The organism is Nonomuraea sp. NPDC005983, from assembly GCF_040614375.1.
In the GTDB taxonomy this organism is placed as follows: domain Bacteria; phylum Actinomycetota; class Actinomycetes; order Streptosporangiales; family Streptosporangiaceae; genus Nonomuraea.
The window spans coordinates 66,325-89,150 of the sequence record NZ_JBEXUP010000015.1; the positions used below are offsets into that span (position 1 = coordinate 66,325).

The window sequence follows — 22,826 nt, forward strand, 5'->3', positions numbered from 1 at the left end:
TGACGGGGGCACGAGATGTCCGATTAATCCGATTTACCCCCTTAAGTCGGCTCTTCTCCCTGGTCTCCCGAGTGCGGCGAAACGGTGGCCCCACGGTGCCGGCGCCGCGACTGGCCCTGATGGTTACCGCTGGAGTGCTCTTCGGGTTCGCCCTCGATGCGATCCTGAACACGCTCAACGGCATAGGCCGGGACGCGGCGCGGGTTCCTGAAGTCGTGGCTTTCGGCGCCTGTATGGCCGTGGCGTTCGGGTTGCAGATCGCGCACTCTTTCGGGAAGCCGTGGCGCTGGCCGCTCAGTGCCCGAATCGCCTCCGTGGCGACGCTGGCGGTCGTGGTGTTCGCCCCGGCCCTCTGGATCGGCCCGCAGGCCTCCGCCATAGTGCCGCTCCTGGCGTCGTCCGTGCTCCTTGTCGTCCCCGCCCCGTACGGCTGGCTCTTATGCGCTCTGGTGTGCATCGCCAACCCCGTGCTGTTCTTCGCGTACGGACTGGGCGCAATCAACATTGTTTTTGTTCTTGCGTTCACCCTCGTGCACGGCCTGGTTTTCTACGGCCTGAGTTTCCTGGCCACGCTCGCGGAGGAGTTGGAAGGCGGCCGCAGTTCGCTGGGCCGGATGGCGGCGGCCGGCGAGCGGGTGCGCATCGCCAGAGATCTGCATGACGTGGTCGGGCACGATCTGCTGGCGTTCACTCTGAAGAACGAGCTCGCGCACCGGCTGTTGCCGGCCTCGCCGGAACGGGCCAAGGAGGTGATGTGGGAGGCCCTGTGGATCGCTCGCTGGGCGACCGCGGCCCTGCGGATGATTCCGATGGGCGATCAGAAGTTGTCGTTGGCGGGAGAGGTCAGATCGATCGAGTCGACGCTCTCGGCGGCGCAGATCGAGGTTCGGATGGACGTTCGCTGCGGCGACCTTCCCGAAACAGTCGATTCGGTGCTGGCCATTGTGCTGCGCGAAGCCATAACCAATGTATTACGCCACAGCAAGGCGCGTCAATGCGATATTGCAGGCGGCGTGCGTGATGGTCTCGTATGGCTGCGCGTGGCAAACGACGGGGTCAATTCCGAGACGGTTTCAGCGGGCGGCAGCGGGCTCGATAATCTGACCTCGCGGCTGGCTGAGATCGGCGGGCGGATCACGGTGAGCCGGGAGGACTGCTGGTTTCGCCTCCTCGCCGAGATTCGGTTGTCCGACGTACCGGCCGAGGCGTTGGCGCCGCAACGTGACCTCGGTGGCGGAAAACTCGCCGATCTCTCCTGGCAAAGCTCTGTCAGATGGGTTCCTGGAGCCGCCAATCTCCTGACATTGGCGGTTTTACTGGGTTATATCCCCATCTTGATCACGAACATTCTCTGGCGGAATCCCGCGGGCTTCACATTAGGTGTGGGGATCTGCCTGGCCGTCCTTTTCTTCACCCAGTTCGCGCACACGTTCTTCGGCCCTCGCGCCTGGCCGGACCTTCTCCGCGTGGCGACACTTTCGATCCAGGCGGTGGCGTCGTTCGTTTCGGTGATATGGGTGGGCGCGCTGTGGGGGGCGATGGCGGGCTTCCTCGCCGGCTCGATCCTGCTGGTTCTGCGCGGAAGCCGGCGATGGTGGCTGTACGCGGCCGTGGGGGGAGCCGTTCCGGTCGTCGCCCTGGCCATCGGGGACGAGACGGTGTTGCTGGGATATCTGGCGATTTCGACCCTGCAGGCCGGGCTGGCGATCTACGGGCTCACGTCGCTGTCCGCGGTGGTCTCGGAGCTTCGGGCGACCAGGGACGAGATCGTTCGCCTGGCCGTGACGCAGGAACGGCTAGGGGTGGCCCGCAAGGTGAACGATTTGCTGGATCGTGATCTTTTTACGATCATGTGGAACTGCGGCGTGGCTCACAGTCTCACGCTGACCGAGCCGGGACGCGCGCAGGAGCACATCATGGAAGTTCTGGCGGCGGCGCGCCGGCTGGTGGCCGAGGTGCGCTCCACGGCGAGCGGGTATCGGCATGTGTCGTTGGCGACGGAGGTCGAGTCGACCCGTGCGGCGTTGTCGGCAGCGGGAATCGAGGCGCGGGTGAACATCGCTTGCGGCCCGCTCCCAGAGGAGTCCGGTGTGGCGCTCGCCATGGTGCTCCGTGATGCGATCACCAGCGTGGTGCGGCCGGGCGGTGTGCGCCGTTGCGTCGTCGCGGCGACCCTCGGGGACGGCGGCGGTGTGCGGCTGTGCGTCTCACACGACGGCGCACCCCGGGCCGAAAGCAATGAGGACTTGTTGGAGCATGTCCGGGCGCGCGTGGAGGCCATCAACGGCAGCTTGCGGGTGGAGACGGAGGGGGATTGGTTCCACCTCACTGCCGAGTTACCTTTTGCTGTCATGCGTGACCTGCGGTCGGTATATCAATAATCTTCCTTGGTCGGCCGGGGTAATTCGTACAACCAACCTGGAGGACGGCAGGCAATGGGGTGGGGCCAGCCCGGGAGATGATTGGTGGTTCAGATGCTGAAGCTCCTTCTCGCCGAAGACGTGCGGATCGTGCGTGAGGCTCTGGTGGCGCTCCTGGAGAGCGAACGCGACCTGAGAGTCGTGGCCGAGGTGGAGAGTGGCGACCGGATCGTGCCTGTCGCGCTGGAGAAGCGTCCCGATGTGGCGATCATCGACATCGACCTGCCCGTGATGGACGGTCTCACGGCGGCGCACGAGCTCCACGAGCGGTTGCCGACCTGTCGCAATCTGATCTTGACAGGGCTGGGCCGGCCTGGAACGCTCCGGCGGGCTCTGGCCGCGTCGGTGTCCGGTTTCCTGCTCAAGGACATGCCGGCGAACCGTCTGGCCTCGGCGGTCAGGGAGGTTGCCGCCGGAGGACGGGTCATCGACCCGCAACTCGTCCTGACCGCCTGGGACGTCGGGGAGAACCCGCTGACGCAACGGGAGATCCAGGTTCTCCGGCTCGCCGCGAAAGGCGCGGAACCGCCGGAGATCGCAGCCAGCCTGCACGTGTCGCCGGGAACCGTACGAAACTACTTGTCGAAGATCGTTGTCAAGCTCAATGCCCGCAATCGCGTGGACGCCATTCGCATCGCCACCGAAGTCGGCTGGTGCTGACCGGGCTCACAAGGAGATGCGCGACATTCCGGGCACTCCGACGATGAAGGCATGGATTCGGACCGAACTCATGAGCACACGCTCACCCTGGAGGCGTTCGCGGACACGATCGTTCCCGGCGAGAAACGCTCTCCCGACGATGTGGCCATCGCGGGGGCCTCGGCGGGCGGCGGCGCCGTTGCGGCAGGTGCGCTGACACTGCTGGAGTGGGACGCGGCGGGTCTGAGCCGCGCGCTCGACGACTACGTCAGGGATCTCAACGCGCACGCGCGGCAGTACGCCGCGCAGCAGCGGCTGTCGCTAGATCCGGCGCTTCCCCCCTTCGCCGCGCTGCCCTTCGATCGGCGCACCCAGCTCGTCACCCTCCTGACCGCGCCCGGCCATCCGGAGAAGGAGTTGTGGGTGCTGCTCGCGCTCTTCTGCTACATGGCCTACGACTCCGCCGCGCACCTGCCCACGGCGGAGGCGATCGCCGCCGGCCATCCCGGGCTCACCTCTATGGGGATCACACCTCCCGATCCGGACGGCCTGTGGCGCTACCCCGAGAACTCCTACGGCCGGCCGCTGGCTCGCCTGCACCCGGACACGACCGCATCAGGGAGCCTGCGATGAGCAGTGTGGAACAGACCGACGTGCTCGTCGTGGGCAGCGGCTTCGGCGGCGCGATCGCCGCCTACCACCTCGCGGCGGGCGGCGCCGACGTGGTGATCCTCGAACGCGGGCCATGGGTGGAGACCGAAGAGTTCGAGCACGACTACAAGCTCGGGTCGTCGTACACGCGGATCTTCGACTTCACCGTGGGCGACGGTATGAACATCCTCGGCGGCAACTGCGTCGGCGGTGGCAGCGTCATCTACTTCGCCGCCATGCCGCGCGCACCCCGGTTCGTTTTCGAGCGGCACGGCAGCATCGGCAGGCGGATGTGGCCGGCGAGCATCAACCGGGACACGCTCGAGCCGTGGTACGACCGCGTCGCGGAGTCGATCCCGGTCAGCACGCAGGGATGGGAGGACGTCTCCTACCCCGGCGGCCTGTGGGCCGCTGCCTGCGACCATTCCGGCCGCACCGCGAACCCGGTGCCGGTCGCGATCGACAACGACACGTGCGTCAAGTGCAACTGGATGATGGCCGGATGCCGGTTCGGCGCCAAGCGCTCCCTGCTCACCAACTACCTCCCCGCGGCGATCGCGCACGGAGCCTCGGTGCGGCCCCTCCACGAGGTGCAGCGCATCTCGCGGAACGACGGCGGCGGTTACCGCGTGCACTACGACCTCATCGACGGCGAGGACTACCGGCTTCGCGGTGACTCCGGCGCGATCGACGCCAAACTCGTCATCCTCGCGGCCGGCGCCGGCGCCACCCCCGTCATCCTGCAGCGGAGCGAACCGGGGCTCGGTCCGATGCCGCACGGCGTGGGGCGCTACTTCTCGGGCAACGGCGAACGGCTGGTCACCGCCGTCATGAACGAGGAGCGCGTGCGCGAGGTGCTCGGGCTTGACCGGGGGGACGGGACGGCGTACGAGGCGTTCCACATCGGCAAGGGGCCCTGTGTCGCCAACTGGGATCGCCTGGACGGCTCTCTGCCCGAGTTCAGCCGTTACTCGCTGGAGCAGCTCTACTTCCCTCCGGGCCTTGGCACGATCCTGGCTCAGGCGCCCGAGGACCTGCGGTCGGGGCCTGGGCCTTCGTGGTTCGGGCTGTCGAAGAAGGAGATGCTCAAGCGCTGGAAATCCTGGCTGATCATATTTGAGATGATCGAGGACGCCAACGAGGGCGTCTTCGGGCCCCCTCCGCCCAGCGGCAACGCCGTACGGATCAGCCAGCAGATGCTGGGGCGGGGAACGTTGCGATACGACCCGGCGCCCAGCACGCTGCGGGCGTGGGCGCAGGCGGACGCCGAGGCCAAGGAGATCCTTGAACGCGATGGGCTGGCCCGCGCCGAGGCGTGGTCGAACGACGTGGTCGGGGCGTACACCGTCCATCCGCTGGCCTCGTGCCGGATCGGGGACGACCCGGCCACGTCGGCTCTCGACGACCGCCACGAGCTGCGCGGTCACCCGGGGATCTTCGTCACGGACGGTTCCGCGGTACCGGGCGCGCTGACGGTCAACCCGGCCATGACGATCGCCGCGCTCGCCGAGCGCGCGATCCCCGGCATCGTCGACGCCGCGCGGGAACGGGGCGTCCAGGTGCGGTACGGCGCGCCCGCTCCCGACGGCGGCACCAGCGGACGGCGTGGCGTCGTCCATCTCGCGGACAGACGATGACCGGGCTCGTCGCGCGCATGACCCGGCGCAGGGGGCTGGGACAGGTGCGCTTTGTCACCCCGGTCCCGCCCAGCGCCGCACACGGGCTGGTCGCGGACGTCTACGCCCAGGTCGAACGTGACTTCGGGATGCTCGCGCCGCCGGTCGCGCTGCACTCGCCCGCCCCCGAGTCGCTGGCGGCCGCCTGGGCGATGGTGCGCGAGTCCTTGGTGGTCTCGGGCCCCCTGGACCGCGCGGTCAAGGAGGCGGTGGCGACCGCCGTGTCCCAGCAGAACTCGTGTCCGTACTGCGTGGACGTGCACGGCACGATGGCGCACGGGCTCATGACGGAGCGCGATGCCGCCGCCGTGAACGGCGGGAGGATCGAAGAGATCACCGATGTCGCGATCCGCCGCGCGGTGGCGTGGGCCAGGGGCGACCTCGACGACATGCCCGTACCCGCTGACCAGGCCCCGGAGCTCTGGGGCACCGCCGTGACCTTCCACTACCTGAATCGCATGGTCAACGTGTTCCTGCCGGACGGGCTGTTCCCCGCCGGCGCATCCGTGCCGCGCCGCCTGATCGGCGTGCTCGCGCGGCCCCTCGTCCGCAGGATGAGCGGGCCGGGTGCGTCGGTAGGCCTGCTTCCCGCAGCGCCGATCCCCGACGACCTGCATTGGGCGTCAGAGAGCGTGGCCGTGCGGCAGGGCTTCGCCGCCGCCTACGCGGTGATGGAGGAGGCCGGTGCCAGGGCGGTGCCGGATGACGTACGCGAGCTGGTGCTCGGCCAGCTCGCGCTGCGCGGTGGGCGACCGCCCGGCCTCAGCCGCGGCTGGGCGCACGAGGCCGCCGCCCGGTTGCGGCCCGCCGAGCGTGCCGCCGCCCGGCTGGCTCTGCTCACGGCGATCGCGGCCTATCAGGTGGACGCGACGGTCGTGGACGACTTCCGCAGGGACGGGGCCGGCGATCGAAGGCTCATCGAGCTCACCGCGTGGGCGAGTTTCACGGCCGCCCGGCATTGGGCGAGCGCCAGAGCGCAGACAGCGCAGACAGCGCAGAGGCAACGAGACAGAAAGGGCTGACGCATGAGCGAACTACAGAAGGTGATCCAGGACCTCAGCGCGGAGAGCGCGGAGCTGGATCGGATCCTGGCCGGCCTGCCGGGCGCGCGATGGAAGGAGCCGACGCCCGCTCCCGGCTGGACGATCGCCCATCAGGTGGGGCACCTGTCGTTCATCTACCGGATCGCGGGGATGGCGGCGTCCGACCCTGACGGGTTCCGGTCGATGATGGCGTCCATCAAGGACGGTTTGAGTGAGGCCGTCAACGCGGCGCTGGACGAGTACACCGTGCTGCCGCCCGCGGAACTGCTGGCGCGTTGGCGGGAGGAACGAGCGGCCGGGATCCGCGCGCTGGCCGCGGTGCCGGATGGACAGGTGGTCCCGTGGCTGGTGCGGCCACTGCCGGCGGAGATCCTGGCCTCGGCCGGCATCATGGAGACCTTCGCCCACGGCCAGGACATCCTCGACGCGCTGGGAATCGCTCGAGAGCCCACCGACCGAATCCGGTATCTCGTCATCTTCGCCGTGCTGACCTGGGACTTCGGCTACGAGGCGCGGGGTATGACCCCGCCGGACGTGCAGTTCAGGTATGAGCTGACCGCACCGTCCGGTGAGCTGTGGGCGTACGGCCCGGAGACCGCCGACCAGAAGATCGTCGGCTCGGCGCTCGACTTCTGCCTGCTGGTGACCCGGCGCCGGCACCGCGACGACTGTGACGTCACCGCGGTGGGACCCGACGCCGACGCATGGCTGGACATCGCGCAGGCCTACCGCGGACCCGCGGGGTCGGGTCGCCGGCCCGGTCAGTTCGCGAAGCTTCCGGCGTGAGTCCGCGGATCGCGCTGTCAGTCGAACGCCGCCGTCCCGGCACTGGGGACGCCCACTCTGCGGTCCACCTCCAGGAGCAGCTCGGAGAGTTCGGCGGGAGAGGAGAGCATCGGCCAGCGACCGGTCTGCAGCGTGCGGAAAGTCCATCCGGGTTCGTCACGCAACCGGTTGATGTCGTCGCCGATGCTTCCCTCGAAGTGATCCTTCTCGCAGATGACATAAGTCGCCGAGTGAGTCGCCGGCGGCCGCGTGAGGATCGCCGGGTCGGAGATCGAACGGCCGGGGTGCCCGACGCAGCGCCTGCGGAGCCACCGCGCGTCGCGGAGGGACAGATCCTGTCCGGCCGCGATGGCGGCGACGGGCGGCGGAGGGAGGCGCCCGTCGTTGTCGTCGATGACGCGCATCTCTTCCGCGCGCAGACTGTCGGGGAAGGCGTCGAGCATGGACTTGCCGTCGTGGGCGACGAACGCCTCCACGTACACGGTATGGGCCACCCGCTCCGGCGCCCGATCGACCACGCTGCCGGCGACGATGCCCCCGTAGTCGTGGGCGACCAGGATGACGTCGTTCAGGCCCTCCTCGATGAGGAGCGACAGCGCGTCATCGACATGGTCCGCGAGAGTGATGTTCTTCTCGTCGGCGTCGGAGAAGGACAGACCCGGCAGCGTCACAGCGAGGGTACGGTGGCCCGCAGCGCGCAACTGTCGCTCGACCCGTTGCCATATCCACGCTCCGGCCCACAGGCCAGGAATGAGTACGTAGCTCCTCATGCCGCGCCTCTCGAGAACATCGCAGTGGCTGTATTTCCGGCACGCATCGCATCATGTTGCCATCGTGAGTTCCGGGGTGTACGAAAGGCAGAGATGGGGCGTATCGGATTCGAGCCTGTCCGTTGGGATGCGCAGACCGGGCCCGGTCGCCATAAGTGCCGCTTCCTTTCGAACCCACGCCCTGGCGAACCCGGCCCTGTGCTCACGCATATGTACCGAGCGTAACGCGGCAAGCTCCACTGGGGCCAATACGGTCTCGGCACCCGGCGCATTCCGCACCGCTTCGACATCGACGCTCGAGGGAGCGATCCAAGTTGCCGTGCCGCCATCGTCCGGAGCGACCGGCAGGCAGTGACGAAACGCCGGCGTGCCGCACTGCGGCGATCCCCGCTTTCGCGGACGATCTCCGTGGAGTTGAGATCGGCACGGAGGACCTCGGTGTCGAGATCCTGGGCGTGACACTCGTTCTTGAGGAGCAGTTCTTTGTCCATTGTGAATCCCTGAGATTCTTGAATGCTGGACGGCTCCGTGTCAAAGGCCTCCGAACTCAGATGGCTGTGAGCTGGGTCCGACAGAATTTGACGTCACTGTGTCGCGAACTTGGTGCCCCGCGCCGTCCTCATCTGGCCGATGGCCGGTGCGCCCGGGGCCGCGCACCGCCGGAGCGACCGCTTCGCGATGATCTCGTTCGACCAGGAACCCGATCATTGCCAAGCGGCCGAGACAGTCATCGTGACCTGCTCATCCGCGGGCGAGGAAGCCTGCTTCCAGCTGCTCGGAGCGCGCCGTGATCTCGACGCGGTTCCCGAGGTCCTCGACCGTTCACGTGAAGCAGGGAGCGCAGCGGCCGGTCACACGCGTCTATGTCGGTGACGCACCCGTCGGCCGGCTCCCCCCGAGGTGTGCCGCCCCGTGCCGCCCCCCGTGGCGACCTCTGTGGCGATCCCCGTGACGACCCCCGTGCCGCCCCCCGTGGCGACCCCCGTGACGACTCCGTGGCGACATGGTCGGCAGCGCCAGGGGCGCCGCCAGCCGCACTGCCGCCGGCGTACCCGGCCGGTCATTGACGACAGCCGCGCGGCTGTGCCGTCCCGATTACCGATCATGCCTGCCTCCTGGCCGTACAAAGAATGCGATCATTCTTTCGGCGTCGCGACTGCCAGTTCTTCTTCGCGATTGCGGAGGTGACCGGCCCGGCCCGTCATGATCCAGCACCCGACGATGTGTCTGGTGGTGCAGCAGCTGGGTTTTGCCATGTTTTGTGGTGAAATGTAGATCAAAGTCCTATCTCAGACCCCGCTCGCGGCTGAGCGGGTTCGCGTACGCGAGATGAGTGAGGACGGAGGCGCTTGCCCGGTGCGGGAAAAGTGACGAGCCCGGCAGGACTGCCGGTTTTGGACAGTCCTACCGGGCTTGACCGGCTGCTCGGAGTTGGTCAGGTGGTCGCCGTCGGTACGCCTGACCGGAGGTACCGGGAGCCGAGACGGGCGGCCGGCCGCTCGACGAGGTAGTACGTGAGCGTCGACAGAGCGATCGTGATGGCCAGCACCTCAGCGATCAGCTGCCAGAACCCGATCGTGCCGATCACCATGAACATCGGCTGCGGCGGCGTGCCGAACAGGTTGCCCATGCCGAACGCGAAGTACATCGCCGGGAAGTGCCACAGGTAGATGCCGTACGAGATGCGGCCGAGGAAGCGCGACACGGGGTTGCCGAGCAGCGCGTCCATGAACCGGGACCGGGCGCCCGGCGCGAACAGCGGGACCGTCATCAGCACGGCGAACAGCAGGAACAGTATCTGGTCCATCAGCGCCTGGCTCAGCGGAGGGTAGTCACCGTCGCCGGCCGCCGAGAACGGCTTGACGCAGTTGAGGACGTAGACCCCGAACGCGGCCGCCCACCACGACAGAGGCGACTTCGCGGCCAGCCGGTAGATGGCGGGCTCCCGCCCGGTCAGCTCCTGGTAGGCCGACAGCGCGGCGAACATCATGCCGATCGCCATCAGGCCGAGGAACCCCGGCGGCCAGAACATCTGGACCGGGTAGGCGCCCATGAACGGCAGGTGGACGTACACCTCCCAGGCGAGGCCGAGCAGCACGATCGAGGACAGCGGCCAGATGATCCGCCGGAGCCGCTGCGCCGGGTCGCTGACCCGCCGGGCGTACTTGTTGATCAACCAGGCGCCCAGCGGGAGCAGCAGGTAGAAGGTCAACTCGGCGTCGACGCTCCAGGTGATCTCCATGCCGGGGATCATGGCGTTCTTGGTGTCGACGAACCACTGCAGCAGCAGCACCGGACGGAGAACGTCCCACAGGCTGTCGATCGTGGGGAGGTTGATCAGCAGCAGCGAGGCGGCGACGACCGCCCAGTAGCCGGGCAGGATGCGCAGCAGTCGCCGTACGAAGAACGGCTTCAACGGCGGCCGCTGGCTTCCCGCGAACGTGGCCCTGACGAACGGGCGGTACAGCAGCAGGCCCGAGAGCAGGAAGAACGGCGACAGCGACACGGTCAGGCCGACGGACAGCCAGTTGAAAACCGGCCAGCCCTTGTGTTCGCCGACGTCCATGACCCCGCCGGCGTAGGTGACGTGCGTGAGCAGCACCGCGAGGGCGAGGACACCGCGGATGCCGTCCAGTACCGGAACCCGGGCTTTCTTTGGCGCTTCCTTCGATTTCGGAACGTTCTCCGCCTGCTTCTGCATCCCCTCATCGGGGCTGCCCGCTAACTCGGCGACCATCGGTGTGCTCCTTTATGCAAAGGATGGAGACCTCGATTTGTGCGGTCAGTCAAGACGGCGGGCGCTTGTCCTGCATCTTCCAAAATGCTCGAATTGCGGATCCGGAGTTACCCGAGCGTGCGGACGAACGCCCGGATGTCGTCGACGAGGAGCCGGGGCTCTTCCAGCGCCGCGAAGTGACCACCGCGGTCGAACTCGGTCCAGTGCGTGATGGTGGGGATGTCCCGGTCGGCGAGGCGGCGCAGCGGCAGGAACAGGTCGTGCGGGAAGACGGCGACGCCGACCGGGACCGACTGCGGCGGCGGGACCGCCCCCGCGACGGCCCGCCGGACGTCCTCGGCGCCCTCGTAGTAGAAGTGCGCGGACGACCCCGCGGTGGCGGTCAGCCAGTAGAGCGTCACGAGGGCGAGGATGCGGTCGCGGTCGATCGCGTCCTCGGGCAGCTTCGCCGCCGGGTCGGTCCACTCCTGGAACTTCTCCACGATCCAGGCGAGCTGGCCGACCGGCGAGTCGGTGAGGCCGTAGCCCAGCGTCTGCGGCCGGGTCTGCTGGATCTTCATGTAGCCGGACTGGTCGACGTCGAACCGGGCCAGCTGCTCCAGGCGCTTCCGGTCGGTCTCGGACAGGTCGGCGAGCTCGGCCGGGTCGCCGGACGGAAAGGTCATCAGCATGTTGACGTGCACACCGAGGACGTGCGCCGGGTCGACGAGACCGAGGACGAGGGAGATCACCGCCCCGGCGTCACCGCCCTGCGCGACGTATCGGTCGTAGCCCAGCCGGCTCATCAGCTCCGCCCAGGCGCGGGCGATGCGGGGCACGTCCCAGCCGGTGTTGCGCAGCGTGGAGAACCCGTAGCCGGGAATGGAGGGGATCACCAGGTGGAACGCGTTCGCGGGGTCGCCGCCGTGGGCGGCCGGGTTGGTCAGCGGCCCGATGACGTCGGCGAACTCCGGGAACCCGCCCGGCCAGCCGTGCGTGAGCAGCAGCGGGGTGGCGTCGGGCTCCGGTGAGCGGACGTGCAGCAGGTGCACGGACTCGCCGTCGATCTCGGTGCGGAACTGCGGGTACCGGTTGAACTCCGCCTCCACCGCGCGCCAGTCGAAGGACGTCCGCCAGTACTCCGCCAACTCCTTCAGATAGTGCAGCGGCACGCCACGCTCCCAGCCGAACCCGGCGAAGTCGGCCGGCCACCGGGTGGCCTCCAAACGGCGATGCAGGTCGTCGATCTGGGCCTCGGGAATGTTGATGCGGAACGGTTCCACGGCGGGTTCCCCTCTTTGCGTGCCGAACGACGAGGAAGAGCGAGCGGCTCTTCGCCTGGAAATCATCGCCAGGCCGCGGAATCGCCTTCAACTTCTGGTGTGCGACCTGGTAGCGCACGCCCAGAGAAGCCGTCCGGCGGCCGGTCGGGACACCATGGGCGCAAGCGCTACGGACACCTTGACGGGGTGAAAAAGTGGTTCAGAATGACGCGTCCGTCGACTTCGACGGGGAGAAATTGGACATCGACGGCATCCGGCGGGTCGCCGAGGACCGGGCGCCCGTGACGCTGGGCGAGTCCACCTTGGACCGGGTGGCGACGAGCCGGGAGCAGTTCGAGGACATGGTTCGCCAGGGTGTCCCCGTCTACGGTGTCACGACCGGTTACGGCGAGATGATCTACATGTTGGTCGGCACGTCCAAAGAGGTCGAGCTGCAGACCAACCTGGTGCGCAGCCACAGTGCGGGCGTCGGGCCGCTGTTCGCCGAGCAGGAGGCGCGGGCGATCCTCGCCGCGCGGCTGAACGCCCTCGCCAAGGGCTACTCCGCGGTCCGCCCCGAGCTGCTCGAGCGCATGGCCCTCTACCTCAACCTCGGAATCACCCCGGCCATCCCGGAGATCGGCTCGCTCGGCGCGAGCGGTGACCTCGCCCCGCTCTCGCACATCGCCACGGCGTTGATCGGCGAGGGCTACGTCCTCAAGGACGGCCGACGCGTCGAGACCGCCTCGGTGCTGCGCGAGCACGGCATCGGGCCGCTGGAGCTGCGCTTCAAGGAGGGCCTCGCGCTGATCAACGGCACCTCGGCGATGACCGGCCTGGGGTGCCTGGTGCTCGGCCGGGCGCTCAACCAGGCGCGCCAGGCCGAGATCGTCACGGCCCTGGTGGTGGAGACGCTGCACGGCTCGAAGAGCCCGTTCCAGCCCGAAGGCCACGACATCGCCCGGCCGCACCGCGGCCAGATCGACACCGCGGCGAACCTGCGGGCGCTGCTCGCCGGCACGCGGCTCGCCGTCGAGCACGCCGACCTGCGCCAGCAGGCGAAGGAGCAGGCGACCGGCGAGGTCTCACGTACTGACGTGTGGATCCAGAAGGCGTACACGCTGCGTGCCATCCCGCAGGTGGTCGGAGCCGTGCGCGACACCCTCTATTACGCCGTTGAGACCGTCGAGACCGAACTCAACTCAGCGAACGACAACCCGCTGTTCTTCGAGGGCAAAGAGGTCTTCCACGGCGCCAACTTCCACGGCCAGCCGGTGGCGTTCGTGATGGACTTCACCACCGTCGCGCTCACCCAGTTGGGTGTGCTCTCCGAGCGGCGGACCAACCGGCTGCTCAACCGGTACCTGTCGGGGCTGCCCGAGTTTCTCGTCGCGTCCGGCGAACCGGGTCTCAACAGCGGGTTCGCCGGTGCGCAGTACCCGGCGACAGCGCTGGTCGCGGAGAACAGGACCATCGGCCCGGCCAGTACGCAGAGCGTTCCGTCCAACGGGGACAACCAGGACGTCGTCAGCATGGGCCTGATCGCCGCGCGCAACGCGCGGCGGGTGCTGTCGAACAACGACTACATTCTCGCCGTCGAGTACCTCGCCGCCGCGCAGGCCGTGGACGTGTCCGGCCGTTACGACGGGCTCAGCCCGGCCGGCAGGGCGACGTACGACATGGTGCGCTCCATGGCGCCCACCCTGGAGCGGGACCGGTACATGGCCGACGACCTCGAGCGAGTGGCCGCGGCACTGTCTCGCGGGGAGTTCCTCGACGTCGTCCAGCAGGCCGGCATCGAGCTGCGTTGAACCGCTGATCACGAAAGGTGCTCCCAGCGATGACCAACACCACGCCATCGCCCGTGTCGGCGGCGGAGCGGACTCCGGTCTCCTTCGCCCAGCAGATGCTGTGCATGTTCGACGCCGGAGACCCGGACTCCGGGCCGTTCGGTCCCCGGCACAACATCACCTGGGGTTGGCGGATCCGCGGCCCGGTCGACACCGGCACGCTGTCGGAGGCGCTCAACGACGTCGTGGCCAGGCACGAGGCGCTGCGCACGCGGATCGTGCGCGACGGCGACGACCTGTACCAGAGCGTCGCACCGCCGAGCCCGGCGCAGGTCTCCGAAGTGGACCTTTCGGACACCGTTGAGGAGGGACGGGACCGGCGCGCCGAGGAGCTGATCATCGAGCTCGAGGGCGGCAGGTACGGCGTCGAGCCGCTGCCGCTGCTGCGCGCCGTGCTCGGCCGGTTCGACGAGCAGGACTCGGTGCTGGTGCTGATCGCGCACCACGCCGCGGTCGACGGCTGGTCCATGCAGGTGCTGATCGACGACCTCACCGCCGCGTACGCCCGCCGGCGCGGGCACGCCGTCGCCGATCGCCCCGAGCCCGCGCAGTACGCGGACTTCGCGCTCTGGCAGCGGGAGGCGGAGGCCGAGGTGGTGCCGCCCGCGTCGCGCGCGTACTGGCGCGACAAGCTGCGCGGCGCGCAGATGGTCACGATGCGGATGGACCACCCGCGCTCGGCGAACCTGCCGAAGAACACCTCGGTGATCCGGTACGCGATCGACGCGGACCTGGCCGCCGCGGTGGCCGCCGTGGCGAAGGACAGCCGCAGCTCGCCGTTCATGGTCCTGCTCGCCGCGTACAACGTGCTGCTGGCCAGGCGGACCGGGAGCGGTGACATCGTGGTGCCGACCATCGGGTCCAACCGCAAGCAGTCCCGCTTCCAGGGCACGGTGGGGAACTTCACCAACTTCATCCCGCTGCGCACCGACCTGACGGGCTGTGCCACCTTCCGCGACGTCGTCGACCGGACCCGCTCGACCTGCATCGAGGCGTACTCCCGGGAGATCCCGTTCCTCCTGGTGCTCGGGGAGGCGCCCGAGCTGATGGCCCGGGCCGCCTCGGACGACCAGGCCCTCATCGCGTTCCAGGTGCTGCAGCTGCCTTTCGTGCTGGACGGCGACGCCGTCGGCGACCTGGAGCTGCGCAACGTCCCGCGGCGCATGTCGCAGAAGGTGGCGACCGAGATCCCGGACGGCGCCCTGTGGCAGCTGGACGTCTCCCCGTCCGGCGAGATCAACGTGTACCTGGGTTTCAACACCCACAAGTTCAACGACCTCACGATGCGCACGCTGGCCGAGGAGTTCAGCCAGGTGCTCAAGGACGGCGTCTCCGACCAGCACGCGCCGCTGCGGATCTGACGAACGGACGAGGAGTCGACGTGAACGAATCGGCCATCATCCCGCGGTTCGGGCCGGCCACCATCACCGCGGACGACCCGCGCTACGAGAGCCTGCTGCGCGGCACCAACCACCGGTTCGTCGCCAAACCGGACCGGGTGTGCGTGGTGACGAGCACCGAGCAGGTGGTCACGGTGGTCGGCGACGCGGTCGCGAAGGGCCTTCGGGTGACGGTGCGCAGCGGCGGGCACGGTTTCGAGGGGTTCTTCGCCGCCGAGGGTGGCGTCCTGCTGGACATGTCGGAGATGACCAACGTCTCCTTCGACCCGTCCCGCGCCGCCTTCGCCATCGAGCCGGGCGCCACCCTCGGCCACGTCTACCGGGTGCTGTTCAAGGGCTGGAACGTGACGATCCCGGGCGGTGAGTGCACCGAGGTCGGTGCCGGCGGGCACTTCGTCGGCGGCGGCTACGGTCCGTTGTCGCGCCGGCTGGGCGCGGTCGTCGACTACCTGTACGCGGTCGAGGTCGTCGTGGTCGACGCCGACGGCGTCGCGCGCGCGGTGGTGGCCACCCGCGAGCCCGACGACCCGCACCGCGACCTGTGGTGGGCGCACACCGGCGGCGGCGGCGGCAACTTCGGCGTGGTGACCCGCTACTGGCTGCGCTCACCCGGCGTCACCTCGGCCGACCCCGCCGAACTGCTGCCGAAGGCGCCCAGCCGCTGGCGCGTCGCGTTCTGCATGTGGCCGTGGGAGTCGATGACCGAGGAGTCGTTCACGACCCTGCTGCGCAACGTCGGCACCTGGTTCGAGCGGAACAGCGCCCCCGGCGCACCGCACGCCCAGCACTCCGCGTCGTTCTACGCCTCGCACCGCTCCGGCGGGGCGCTGCTGCTGCAGGCGATGATCGACGACGAGATCCCGGACGCCGGGGCGCTGCTGGACGCCTACTTCGACGCGGTGAGCGAGGGCGTCGGCGTCGAGTCGACCCGCACCCAGGTGGTGCGGCCGTGGCTGTACTTCGCGGCCTACCCGAACTGGGGCGACCCCGGCACCCAGGACATCCGCCGGATCAAGATCAAGGCCGCCTACCTGCGCAAGGGGTACAGCGAGCGTCAGCTCGCCACCATCTGGCAGCACCTCACCGGCGAGGAGGGCGTCCAGAACCAGCTGATCCTGATCGGCTACGGCGGCCAGGTGAACACCCTCGCCCCGGACGCCACCGCGACGGCGCAGCGTGACTCGGTGCTGAAGGCGGCCTACATGGCGGTGTGGGGTGACGAGGCGGAGGACCACACGCACATCACCCGGCTGCGCGAGTTCTACCGCGACGTGTACGCCGACACCGGCGGCGTGCCGGTGCCGGGCGAGGTCAGCGACGGGTCGTACATCAACTACCCGGATGTCGACCTGGCGGACCCGACCTGGAACACCTCGGGAGTGCCGTGGTCCACCCTGTACTACAAGGACAACTATCCACGACTGCAGCAGGTCAAGCAGCGCTACGATCCGGGCGACGAATTCCGTCACGGCTTATCCATCGAGCTGCCGTGAATAGCCGCGTCCGCCGGGCAGCGCAGTCCAGAAGATGCCGGCCGGCGGGAACCCGACTAAGAAGGCACGGAGCGGCTACCTTCCGCATAAGATCATGTACTGATCGAGAAAGAGAAGGAGGGCACGGATGCCTCAATTCGCAGTGCTTATCTACGAGAAGGAAATCCCATTCGAGGACATTCCGCCGGAGGTTCTCGAGGCTCACGGCGAGGTTCCCGAGAAGATCGAGAAGGCGGGCGGGCAGCTCACGGCGGGCTTCGCCGCAGCGCCCGCGTCGGCCGCCCGGTCGGTTCGGGGTGACAAGGTCACCGAGGGCGCGTTCCATGACGCTACCCAGCAGCTCTCCGGGTTCTTCGTCGTCGAGGCGCGCGACATCGACCACGCGGTGGAGCTCGCCCAGTTCGTGCCGATCGTCGACGGCGGCGTCGAGGTGCGTCCCCTGCTTGAGGGCCCGCCCGAGGAGGAGTAACCCCGAGAAGTAACCAGGCCCGCGACCCGCGCGAGCCGAGCGCCAACCCGGTGGAACCGGACGATTGCCCCGGGTTGGCGCTTTTGGGTCGATGTCGGGTGACGCGGAATTCGGCTCAGAACGTCGATTGAAGTGATAAAGGCCCCGCTATTTATCAGGCCGGTGCTTTTGGTCCGCAGCGGCGGCCACAGCATGGCGGGCTTCGGCGCCGACGCCAGCGGGACCTTTCCGGACGAACCGGCGCGGTCCGGGCGGAGAACCGCTCGCAACCGGGCACATCCCGCAGACCGCCCAGGTACGGCGGTGAGCAGCGCCCCTCAGCACTCGCGGCCCGATTCGGTGCCGATGACGGGGTGTGCCCGTCGTCATCGGCGCCCTCCGTACCGATGTGCGTCCGGTGCTCCGGCGACTCTCGCCGTGACCGCACCGGTGTATTTCCTGCTGTCGCAAGCGAACTCGCGAAGCGAGGTCTCACCGAAAGGACGTCCGATGGCCGAACAGGAGAACGGTACCGCCGATCGCCCGCCGGGGCCGCGTCCGCTCACCGGCGCCGAGTACCTGGAAAGCCTGCGGGACGACCGCGCGATCTACCTCTACGGCGAGCGCGTCAAGGATGTCACCACGCACCCGGCGTTCCACAATCCGGCCAGGATGGTGGCCCGGCTGTATGACGCGCTGCACGACCCGAAGACCAAGGACACCCTGACCTGCCCGACCGACACCGGAAGCGGCGGGTACACCCACCGGTTCTTCACCACGCCGCACAGCGCCGAAGACCTCGTGGCCGACCAGCGGGCGATCGCCGCGTGGGCGCGGATGAGCTACGGCTGGATGGGACGCAGCCCCGACTACAAGGCCTCCTTCCTCGGCACGCTCGGCGCGAACGCCGAGTTCTACGAGCCGTACGCGGACAACGCGCGGCGCTGGTACCGGGAGTCCCAGGAGAAGGTCCTCTACTGGAACCACGCGATCGTGCACCCGCCGGTCGACCGCAACCGCCCTCCCGACGAGGTGGCCGACGTCTTCGTGCACGTCGAGAAGGAGACCGACGCGGGGCTGATCGTCAGCGGGGCCAAGGTGGTGGCCACCGGGTCGGCGCTGACGCACTACAACTTCGTCGCCCACTACGGCGTGCCGTTCAAGAAGCGCGAGTTCGCCCTGGTGGCGACCGTGCCGATGGCGGCGCCAGGAGTGAAGCTGATCTGCCGCACCTCCTACACCGCCTCGGCCGCCGTGATGGGCAGCCCCTTCGACTACCCGCTCTCGTCGCGGCTCGACGAGAACGACACGATCTTCGTCCTGGACAAGGTGCTCATCCCCTGGGAGAACGTGTTCATCTACGGCGACCTGGGCAAGGTGCAGATGTTCACCGGCCGGTCCGGGTTCCCCGAGCGGTTCACCTTCCACGGGTGCACACGGCTGGCGGTGAAACTGGAGTTCCTGGCCGGCCTGCTGGCCAAGGCGCTGGAGATCACCGGCGTGGACGAGTTCCGCGGGGTGCAGACCCGCCTCGGCGAGGTGCTGGCGTGGCGCAACCTGTTCTGGGCGTTGTCCGACGCCGCCGCGCGCAACCCGGTGGACTGGGTGGGCGGCGCGGTGCTGCCCAACCCGGCGTACGGAATGGCCTACCGGTGGTTCATGCAGAGCGGCTACTCGCGGATCAAGGAGATCGTCCAACAGGACATCGCCAGCGGCCTGATCTACCTGAACTCCAGCGCTGAGGACTTCGCCAACCCGCAGATCCGGCCCTACCTCGACCGGTTCCTGCGCGGCTCGAAGGGCACGTCCGCGGTGGAGCGGGTCAAGCTGATGAAGCTGCTGTGGGACGCGGTGGGCACCGAGTTCGGCGGGCGGCACGAGCTCTACGAACGCAACTACGCCGGAAACCACGAGAACGTCCGGACCGAGCTGCTGTTCGCGCAGATCGCCAGCGGTGAGGTCGACGGCTACAAGGCGTTCGTCGACCAGTGTCTGGACGAGTACGACCTGTCCGGCTGGACCGTGCCGGACCTGTCCTCGTTCCACGACCTGCGCGGCGTCCGCAACGGTCTGATCAACGGCTGACATTCGACGGCTGACATCGACGGCACAGGAGGTCAACGCATGAGCAGCGAGAGCGGAAGCAGGCTCGACCGGGCCGAGATCGAACGGCGGGTGAGCGAGATCTGGCGTGACGTGCTGGGCGCGCGGCCAGGTCAGGACGACGCGACGTTCTTCGAGCTGTCCGGACAGTCCATCGCCGCGGTGCGCATCACGGCACGGATCGAGGACGAGGTCGGTGTGCTGGTCGACATCGGCGAGCTGTTCGAGGACCCGGACCTACCCGCGTTCGTGGCCATCGTGCTGGCCAAGGCGCAGACGGAAGGCCAGCTGAAATTGCCGGCCTGACCTGCGCTTGTGCCGCAACGCGGGAGATGTGTGCGGCACCGGCCGGATGGCACGATGTAACCAGTGGGCCGGGGAACTCGAGCCCGGGGGAGAGGGACAGGCGCCGCAGGCGGACCTACGAACGCCGGACCAGCTGGTCACGCCGCCTTCTTGCTCGCCAGCGGCGAATCCGCGCCGGTGAGCACGGTCGCACGCGAAATCCGGGCACTGACGATGGCACTGACTACGGCCCGACGGCGGCGCCGAGCTGATCGCGTGGCCGCGCCGGCTCGGACCGGATGCTGTCGCCGGCTGACCCGTCCCGATCCCTCACCGTCATCGCGGCGAAAGGAACACCATGACCACGACCGAGGTATCGGCCGCCCAGCAGGCGGCCGTCGCGGCGATCGCCCAGAGGATGATCGCGGCCTGGGCGCACCACGACGCCGACGGCTTCGCCAATCTGTTCATCGAGGACGGCACCTTGATCCTGCCCGGCGTGCTGCGGCAGGGCCGCGAGGACATCCGCGCCTACTTCAAGGACGCGTTCGACGGCCAGTACAAGGGCACCCAGGTCACCGGCAAGCCGATCAGCCTGCGCTTCTACGGCCCCGACGTCGCGCTGCTGCTCTCCCAGGGCGGCGTGATCGCCCCGGGCGAGACCGAGGTCGCCGACCCGCAGGCCATCCGGGCGTCCTGGTTCGCCGTGCGCGTCGACGGCCAGTGGCTGCTGGCCGCCTACCAGAACAGCCCGGCGAAGGTGGGCCTGCCGGCACCCGGCGCCTGACGGACCGGCGGCTCGGCCGGAGGCGGCAACGCGTCTGTGCCGCCCGCACCGGTCCGGTGGCCGGTGCGGGCGGGGATGGCACGTTCCCTGGAGCCGTCGGCGTTTCAGCTGCTGAAGTACTTGTCCACGATCGGGGCGAGGACGTTGGCGGCGATCTCGTGGGTCTGGCCTTCGATGTTGCGGACCTCGGTGGTGCTGGGCAGTACGTCGTTGAGCGCGTGGGCGGCGTTGTGCATCCACTGCTCGCTGGCGCCTCCGAAGAGGATGAGCGTCGGCACGGTCAGCGTGTTCCACCGGTCGGTGGGCAGTGGCTTGCCGGACATGAGGCCGTCCATGATCTCGCCGTCGTAGGCGACGGTGTCGCCGACGGCTTCCATGGCGGCGAAGAACGGCTGGGCGCGCATCTCTTCGACCATCTCGGTGGGGAGGAAGACCGTCTTGGTCAGGGCGTGGGCGATGGCGTCGCCCTTGCGGCCGTCGGCGATGATCTTCTTGGCTTCGTCGAGGTAGTCGTCGGGGCGCGGGGGGTGGGTGTCGTCGACGATGAACGGCGGCTCGTAGACGGCCAGCTTGGTGATGGGCAGGCCGCTGGCGGCGGCGTCCAGGGCCAGGACGGCGCCGGAGGAGATGCCGATGACGTTGGCGGTTCCGCCGGCCTCCTTGATGAGCGCGGCGATGTCCTCGATCTCGCGGGCGATGGCGTAGGGGGCGGTGTCGCCGCTGTTGCCGCGGCCGCGCCGCTCGTAGGTGTAGACCGTGTACTTGTCCGCCAGTTCGCTGGCGAACTCTGGTGCCCAGGGGTCGATGGCGCGGTAGACGAAGGCGCCGTCGACGAGGATGACGGGTGGCCCCTGGCCGACCTTTTCGAACGCTATGGTGGTGCCGTCGCTCGACGTGACTGTGTGCATGAAGTAAGCCTCTTTCACCAATTCGGTACCAACCGTCGGCGAACCAGATTGTCCGCCAGAGTTCGGCGCCGCATCTTCCAGATTGCTGTCATGTGACTGTCACTCAGCTGAGTGCTCGCAACGTGTTGCGGTCGATCTTGCCAGACGGCGTCTCCGGTAGTGCGTCCACGAACCGGATGTCCCGCGGGTACTTGTGCGGGATCTTCACCTACTGCTGTGACTCGGCCGGGGAAACGGGTTCGCTGGTTCAGCCCGTCCGTTTGTGGTGCAGCCGGCCACCGCGCACGCTACCACGGCAGGGTGGGCGGCGAGGCGGGTTTCGATCTCCGTCGGCGCGACGGCCGCGGTTTCATCGACGCGATGCCGTAACGGCGCGGCCGGTAGTCACGGGGAGCGTGCGCAGGCCACGGATCACCCACCGGTCGCGATAGGTCGCGGTGTCCGCGAGCGTGATCTGGGGAAAGCGACGGGCCAGCATGGGCAGGGCGGTCTGGGCCTCCAACCGGGCCAGGGCCGCGCCCAGACAGAAATGAACGCCACCGCCGAAACTCAAAGGTTGGCTGTTGGCGCGGCCCGGGTCGAATCGGTTCGGGTCGGGATAGCGGCGGGGGTCGCGATTGCCCGCGGCGAGCAGGACGACAACCCGGGAGCCGGCCGGAATGTGCTGGTCGAACATGGTCACATCAGCGGCGGCCCAGCGGCTGGTGACGTGGACCGGCGGCTCGAAGCGCAGGACCTCCTCCACGTACGCCGCCGCGAACGGCTGCTGGGTGCGCAGGAGAGCGGCGTAGCGCGGATTGTCGATGGCCATCAGCGCGCCGTTGCCGATGAGAAACGCCGTCGTCTCGAAGCCGGCGGTGAGCAGCAGCATCATGTTGCCGATCAGCTCGTCGTGGCTGAGCTTGGCGGGATCGCTGTCGTGCAGACGCACGAGCGCGCTGACGATGTCGGCCGCCGGACAGCCGCGCTTGCGCGTGATCACGTCGCCGAAGTGGTCGGCCAGCTCATCCATGGCGGCGTCGGCGGTGGCCAGGGCGGCCGGATCGGTGAAGCCGTCGGTCGACACCGCGATCGCCGACGCGATGTCGCGGAACCACACCTGGCGGTCCGCGTCGAAGCCGAGCATGGCGCTGACCACGGCGATGGGCAGCCGGGACGCGAACTCGTCCATGAGGTTCACCGGGGACCCGTCGGCGCCGAGATCGGCGATCCGGTCCAGCAGCCGCGTGGTCATGTCCTCGATCACCGGGCGCATCCGGGCCACCTGCTGCGGCGTGAAGTCGGCGTTGACCGTGCCGCGCTGGCGGGTGTGCTTCGGCGGGTTGCTGTAGAGCATGGAGTCGGTGAACGCGCACACCGACGAATGCGAGCGCCACTCCGGATACACCCGGTCGAACGCGGTGCCGTCCTGCACCTGGAGCGCCGGTTCCCGCAGGACCCGCGTGCATTCGCGGTAGCCGACGGCGACCAGGCTGCCCTTCTTCACGGGCACCAGGTCGCCGTGCGCCCGGATCGCGTCGTAGTACGGGTACGGGTCCTGCCGGCCTTCCGTGGTACCCAGCGCCTCGAACGCGGCGCGCGGATCCATG

The 22,826-nt window shown here is 68.6% G+C and carries 19 protein-coding genes; 13 read left to right on the top strand and 6 right to left on the bottom strand.

Going from position 1 to position 22,826, the window contains the following annotated elements:
- The first annotated feature begins 134 nt into the window (after window positions 1-134).
- The 6 genes from ABZ297_RS10150 (at window position 135) to ABZ297_RS10175 (ending at window position 7,215) form a co-directional block, all read left to right on the top strand.
- The gene (locus ABZ297_RS10150; protein WP_355342414.1) at window positions 135-2,381 is read left to right on the top strand and encodes a histidine kinase; all 2,247 of its coding nucleotides are present in this window, start codon (window positions 135-137) and stop codon (window positions 2,379-2,381) included.
- A 93-nt stretch (window positions 2,382-2,474) separates the two neighbouring features.
- A complete protein-coding gene (locus tag ABZ297_RS10155; RefSeq protein WP_355342417.1) occupies window positions 2,475-3,080 on the top strand; it encodes a response regulator transcription factor in 606 nt (201 codons plus the stop codon).
- Window positions 3,081-3,131: 51 nt separating this feature from the next.
- Window positions 3,132-3,692: a DUF5987 family protein gene (locus tag ABZ297_RS10160; protein ID WP_355342420.1), complete on the top strand. Its 561-nt coding sequence runs from the start codon at window positions 3,132-3,134 to the stop codon at window positions 3,690-3,692.
- The gene (locus tag ABZ297_RS10165; RefSeq protein WP_355342423.1) at window positions 3,689-5,347 is read left to right on the top strand and encodes a GMC family oxidoreductase; all 1,659 of its coding nucleotides are present in this window, start codon (window positions 3,689-3,691) and stop codon (window positions 5,345-5,347) included. Before ABZ297_RS10160 ends, ABZ297_RS10165 begins: the two co-directional genes overlap by 4 nt.
- Window positions 5,344-6,408, top strand: coding sequence for a carboxymuconolactone decarboxylase family protein (locus ABZ297_RS10170; protein ID WP_355342426.1), 1,065 nt, complete (start codon window positions 5,344-5,346; stop codon window positions 6,406-6,408). Before ABZ297_RS10165 ends, ABZ297_RS10170 begins: the two co-directional genes overlap by 4 nt.
- Before the next feature lie 3 nt (window positions 6,409-6,411).
- Entirely contained in the window at window positions 6,412-7,215 is an 804-nt protein-coding gene (locus tag ABZ297_RS10175) for a TIGR03084 family metal-binding protein (RefSeq protein ID WP_355342429.1), read from the top strand.
- 17 nt (window positions 7,216-7,232) lie between these two features.
- Here ABZ297_RS10175 and ABZ297_RS10180 read toward each other — a convergent pair whose 3' ends face one another.
- The 4 genes from ABZ297_RS10180 to ABZ297_RS10195 all read right to left on the bottom strand — a co-directional run bounded on the left by ABZ297_RS10180 (window position 7,233) and on the right by ABZ297_RS10195 (window position 11,984).
- Window positions 7,233-7,985, bottom strand: coding sequence for an alpha/beta hydrolase (locus tag ABZ297_RS10180; RefSeq protein WP_355342432.1), 753 nt, complete (start codon window positions 7,983-7,985; stop codon window positions 7,233-7,235).
- Between the two features lie 51 nt (window positions 7,986-8,036).
- The gene (locus tag ABZ297_RS10185) at window positions 8,037-8,447 is read right to left on the bottom strand and encodes a 4'-phosphopantetheinyl transferase superfamily protein (RefSeq protein ID WP_355342435.1); all 411 of its coding nucleotides are present in this window, start codon (window positions 8,445-8,447) and stop codon (window positions 8,037-8,039) included.
- Between the two features lie 973 nt (window positions 8,448-9,420).
- Entirely contained in the window at window positions 9,421-10,722 is a 1,302-nt protein-coding gene (locus ABZ297_RS10190) for an acyltransferase (protein ID WP_355342438.1), read from the bottom strand.
- Window positions 10,723-10,829: 107 nt separating this feature from the next.
- Window positions 10,830-11,984, bottom strand: a complete 1,155-nt coding sequence (locus ABZ297_RS10195; RefSeq protein WP_355342440.1) for an epoxide hydrolase family protein — start codon at window positions 11,982-11,984, stop codon at window positions 10,830-10,832.
- A gap of 194 nt (window positions 11,985-12,178) precedes the next feature.
- Here ABZ297_RS10195 and cmdF point away from each other — a divergent pair, with 194 nt between their 5' ends.
- From cmdF to ABZ297_RS10230, 7 genes are all read left to right on the top strand, one after another.
- Window positions 12,179-13,774: a tyrosine 2,3-aminomutase gene (gene cmdF, locus ABZ297_RS10200; RefSeq protein ID WP_355342442.1), complete on the top strand. Its 1,596-nt coding sequence runs from the start codon at window positions 12,179-12,181 to the stop codon at window positions 13,772-13,774.
- A gap of 29 nt (window positions 13,775-13,803) precedes the next feature.
- Window positions 13,804-15,174, top strand: a complete 1,371-nt coding sequence (locus ABZ297_RS10205) for a condensation domain-containing protein (protein WP_355342445.1) — start codon at window positions 13,804-13,806, stop codon at window positions 15,172-15,174.
- Between the two features lie 20 nt (window positions 15,175-15,194).
- Window positions 15,195-16,706 (top strand): FAD-binding protein, encoded by a 1,512-nt coding sequence (locus ABZ297_RS10210; protein ID WP_355342448.1) that lies wholly within the window; start codon window positions 15,195-15,197, stop codon window positions 16,704-16,706.
- Between the two features lie 127 nt (window positions 16,707-16,833).
- Window positions 16,834-17,175, top strand: coding sequence for a YciI family protein (locus tag ABZ297_RS10215; RefSeq protein WP_355342451.1), 342 nt, complete (start codon window positions 16,834-16,836; stop codon window positions 17,173-17,175).
- Window positions 17,176-17,664: 489 nt separating this feature from the next.
- A complete protein-coding gene (locus ABZ297_RS10220) occupies window positions 17,665-19,239 on the top strand; it encodes a 4-hydroxyphenylacetate 3-hydroxylase N-terminal domain-containing protein (RefSeq protein ID WP_355342454.1) in 1,575 nt (524 codons plus the stop codon).
- A gap of 39 nt (window positions 19,240-19,278) precedes the next feature.
- Complete coding sequence (locus ABZ297_RS10225) at window positions 19,279-19,563, top strand: phosphopantetheine-binding protein (RefSeq protein WP_355342457.1); 285 nt, start codon at window positions 19,279-19,281, stop codon at window positions 19,561-19,563.
- 337 nt (window positions 19,564-19,900) lie between these two features.
- Window positions 19,901-20,329, top strand: a complete 429-nt coding sequence (locus ABZ297_RS10230) for an SgcJ/EcaC family oxidoreductase (RefSeq protein ID WP_355342460.1) — start codon at window positions 19,901-19,903, stop codon at window positions 20,327-20,329.
- 104 nt (window positions 20,330-20,433) lie between these two features.
- Here the strand turns inward: ABZ297_RS10230 and ABZ297_RS10235 are convergent, their stop codons facing one another.
- Complete coding sequence (locus ABZ297_RS10235) at window positions 20,434-21,237, bottom strand: alpha/beta hydrolase (protein WP_355342463.1); 804 nt, start codon at window positions 21,235-21,237, stop codon at window positions 20,434-20,436.
- A gap of 349 nt (window positions 21,238-21,586) precedes the next feature.
- Window positions 21,587-22,825, bottom strand: coding sequence for a cytochrome P450 (locus ABZ297_RS10240; RefSeq protein ID WP_355342466.1), 1,239 nt, complete (start codon window positions 22,823-22,825; stop codon window positions 21,587-21,589).
- Window position 22,826: the final 1 nt, after the last annotated feature.

Excerpts from the sequence above, each read along its gene's own strand:
- ABZ297_RS10155 (WP_355342417.1), top strand. The coding sequence starts at position 2,475 with ATGCTGAAGCTCCTTCTCGCCGAAGACGTGCGGATCGTGCGTGAGGCT.
- ABZ297_RS10160 (WP_355342420.1), top strand. The coding sequence starts at position 3,132 with ATGGATTCGGACCGAACTCATGAGCACACGCTCACCCTGGAGGCGTTC.
- ABZ297_RS10165 (WP_355342423.1), top strand. The coding sequence starts at position 3,689 with ATGAGCAGTGTGGAACAGACCGACGTGCTCGTCGTGGGCAGCGGCTTC.
- ABZ297_RS10170 (WP_355342426.1), top strand. The coding sequence starts at position 5,344 with ATGACCGGGCTCGTCGCGCGCATGACCCGGCGCAGGGGGCTGGGACAG.
- ABZ297_RS10175 (WP_355342429.1), top strand. The coding sequence starts at position 6,412 with ATGAGCGAACTACAGAAGGTGATCCAGGACCTCAGCGCGGAGAGCGCG.
- ABZ297_RS10180 (WP_355342432.1), bottom strand. The coding sequence starts at position 7,985 with ATGAGGAGCTACGTACTCATTCCTGGCCTGTGGGCCGGAGCGTGGATA.
- ABZ297_RS10190 (WP_355342438.1), bottom strand. The coding sequence starts at position 10,722 with ATGGTCGCCGAGTTAGCGGGCAGCCCCGATGAGGGGATGCAGAAGCAG.
- ABZ297_RS10205 (WP_355342445.1), top strand. The coding sequence starts at position 13,804 with ATGACCAACACCACGCCATCGCCCGTGTCGGCGGCGGAGCGGACTCCG.
- ABZ297_RS10215 (WP_355342451.1), top strand. The coding sequence starts at position 16,834 with ATGCCTCAATTCGCAGTGCTTATCTACGAGAAGGAAATCCCATTCGAG.
- ABZ297_RS10220 (WP_355342454.1), top strand. The coding sequence starts at position 17,665 with ATGGCCGAACAGGAGAACGGTACCGCCGATCGCCCGCCGGGGCCGCGT.
- ABZ297_RS10225 (WP_355342457.1), top strand. The coding sequence starts at position 19,279 with ATGAGCAGCGAGAGCGGAAGCAGGCTCGACCGGGCCGAGATCGAACGG.
- ABZ297_RS10230 (WP_355342460.1), top strand. The coding sequence starts at position 19,901 with ATGACCACGACCGAGGTATCGGCCGCCCAGCAGGCGGCCGTCGCGGCG.
- ABZ297_RS10235 (WP_355342463.1), bottom strand. The coding sequence starts at position 21,237 with ATGCACACAGTCACGTCGAGCGACGGCACCACCATAGCGTTCGAAAAG.
- ABZ297_RS10240 (WP_355342466.1), bottom strand. The coding sequence starts at position 22,825 with ATGGATCCGCGCGCCGCGTTCGAGGCGCTGGGTACCACGGAAGGCCGG.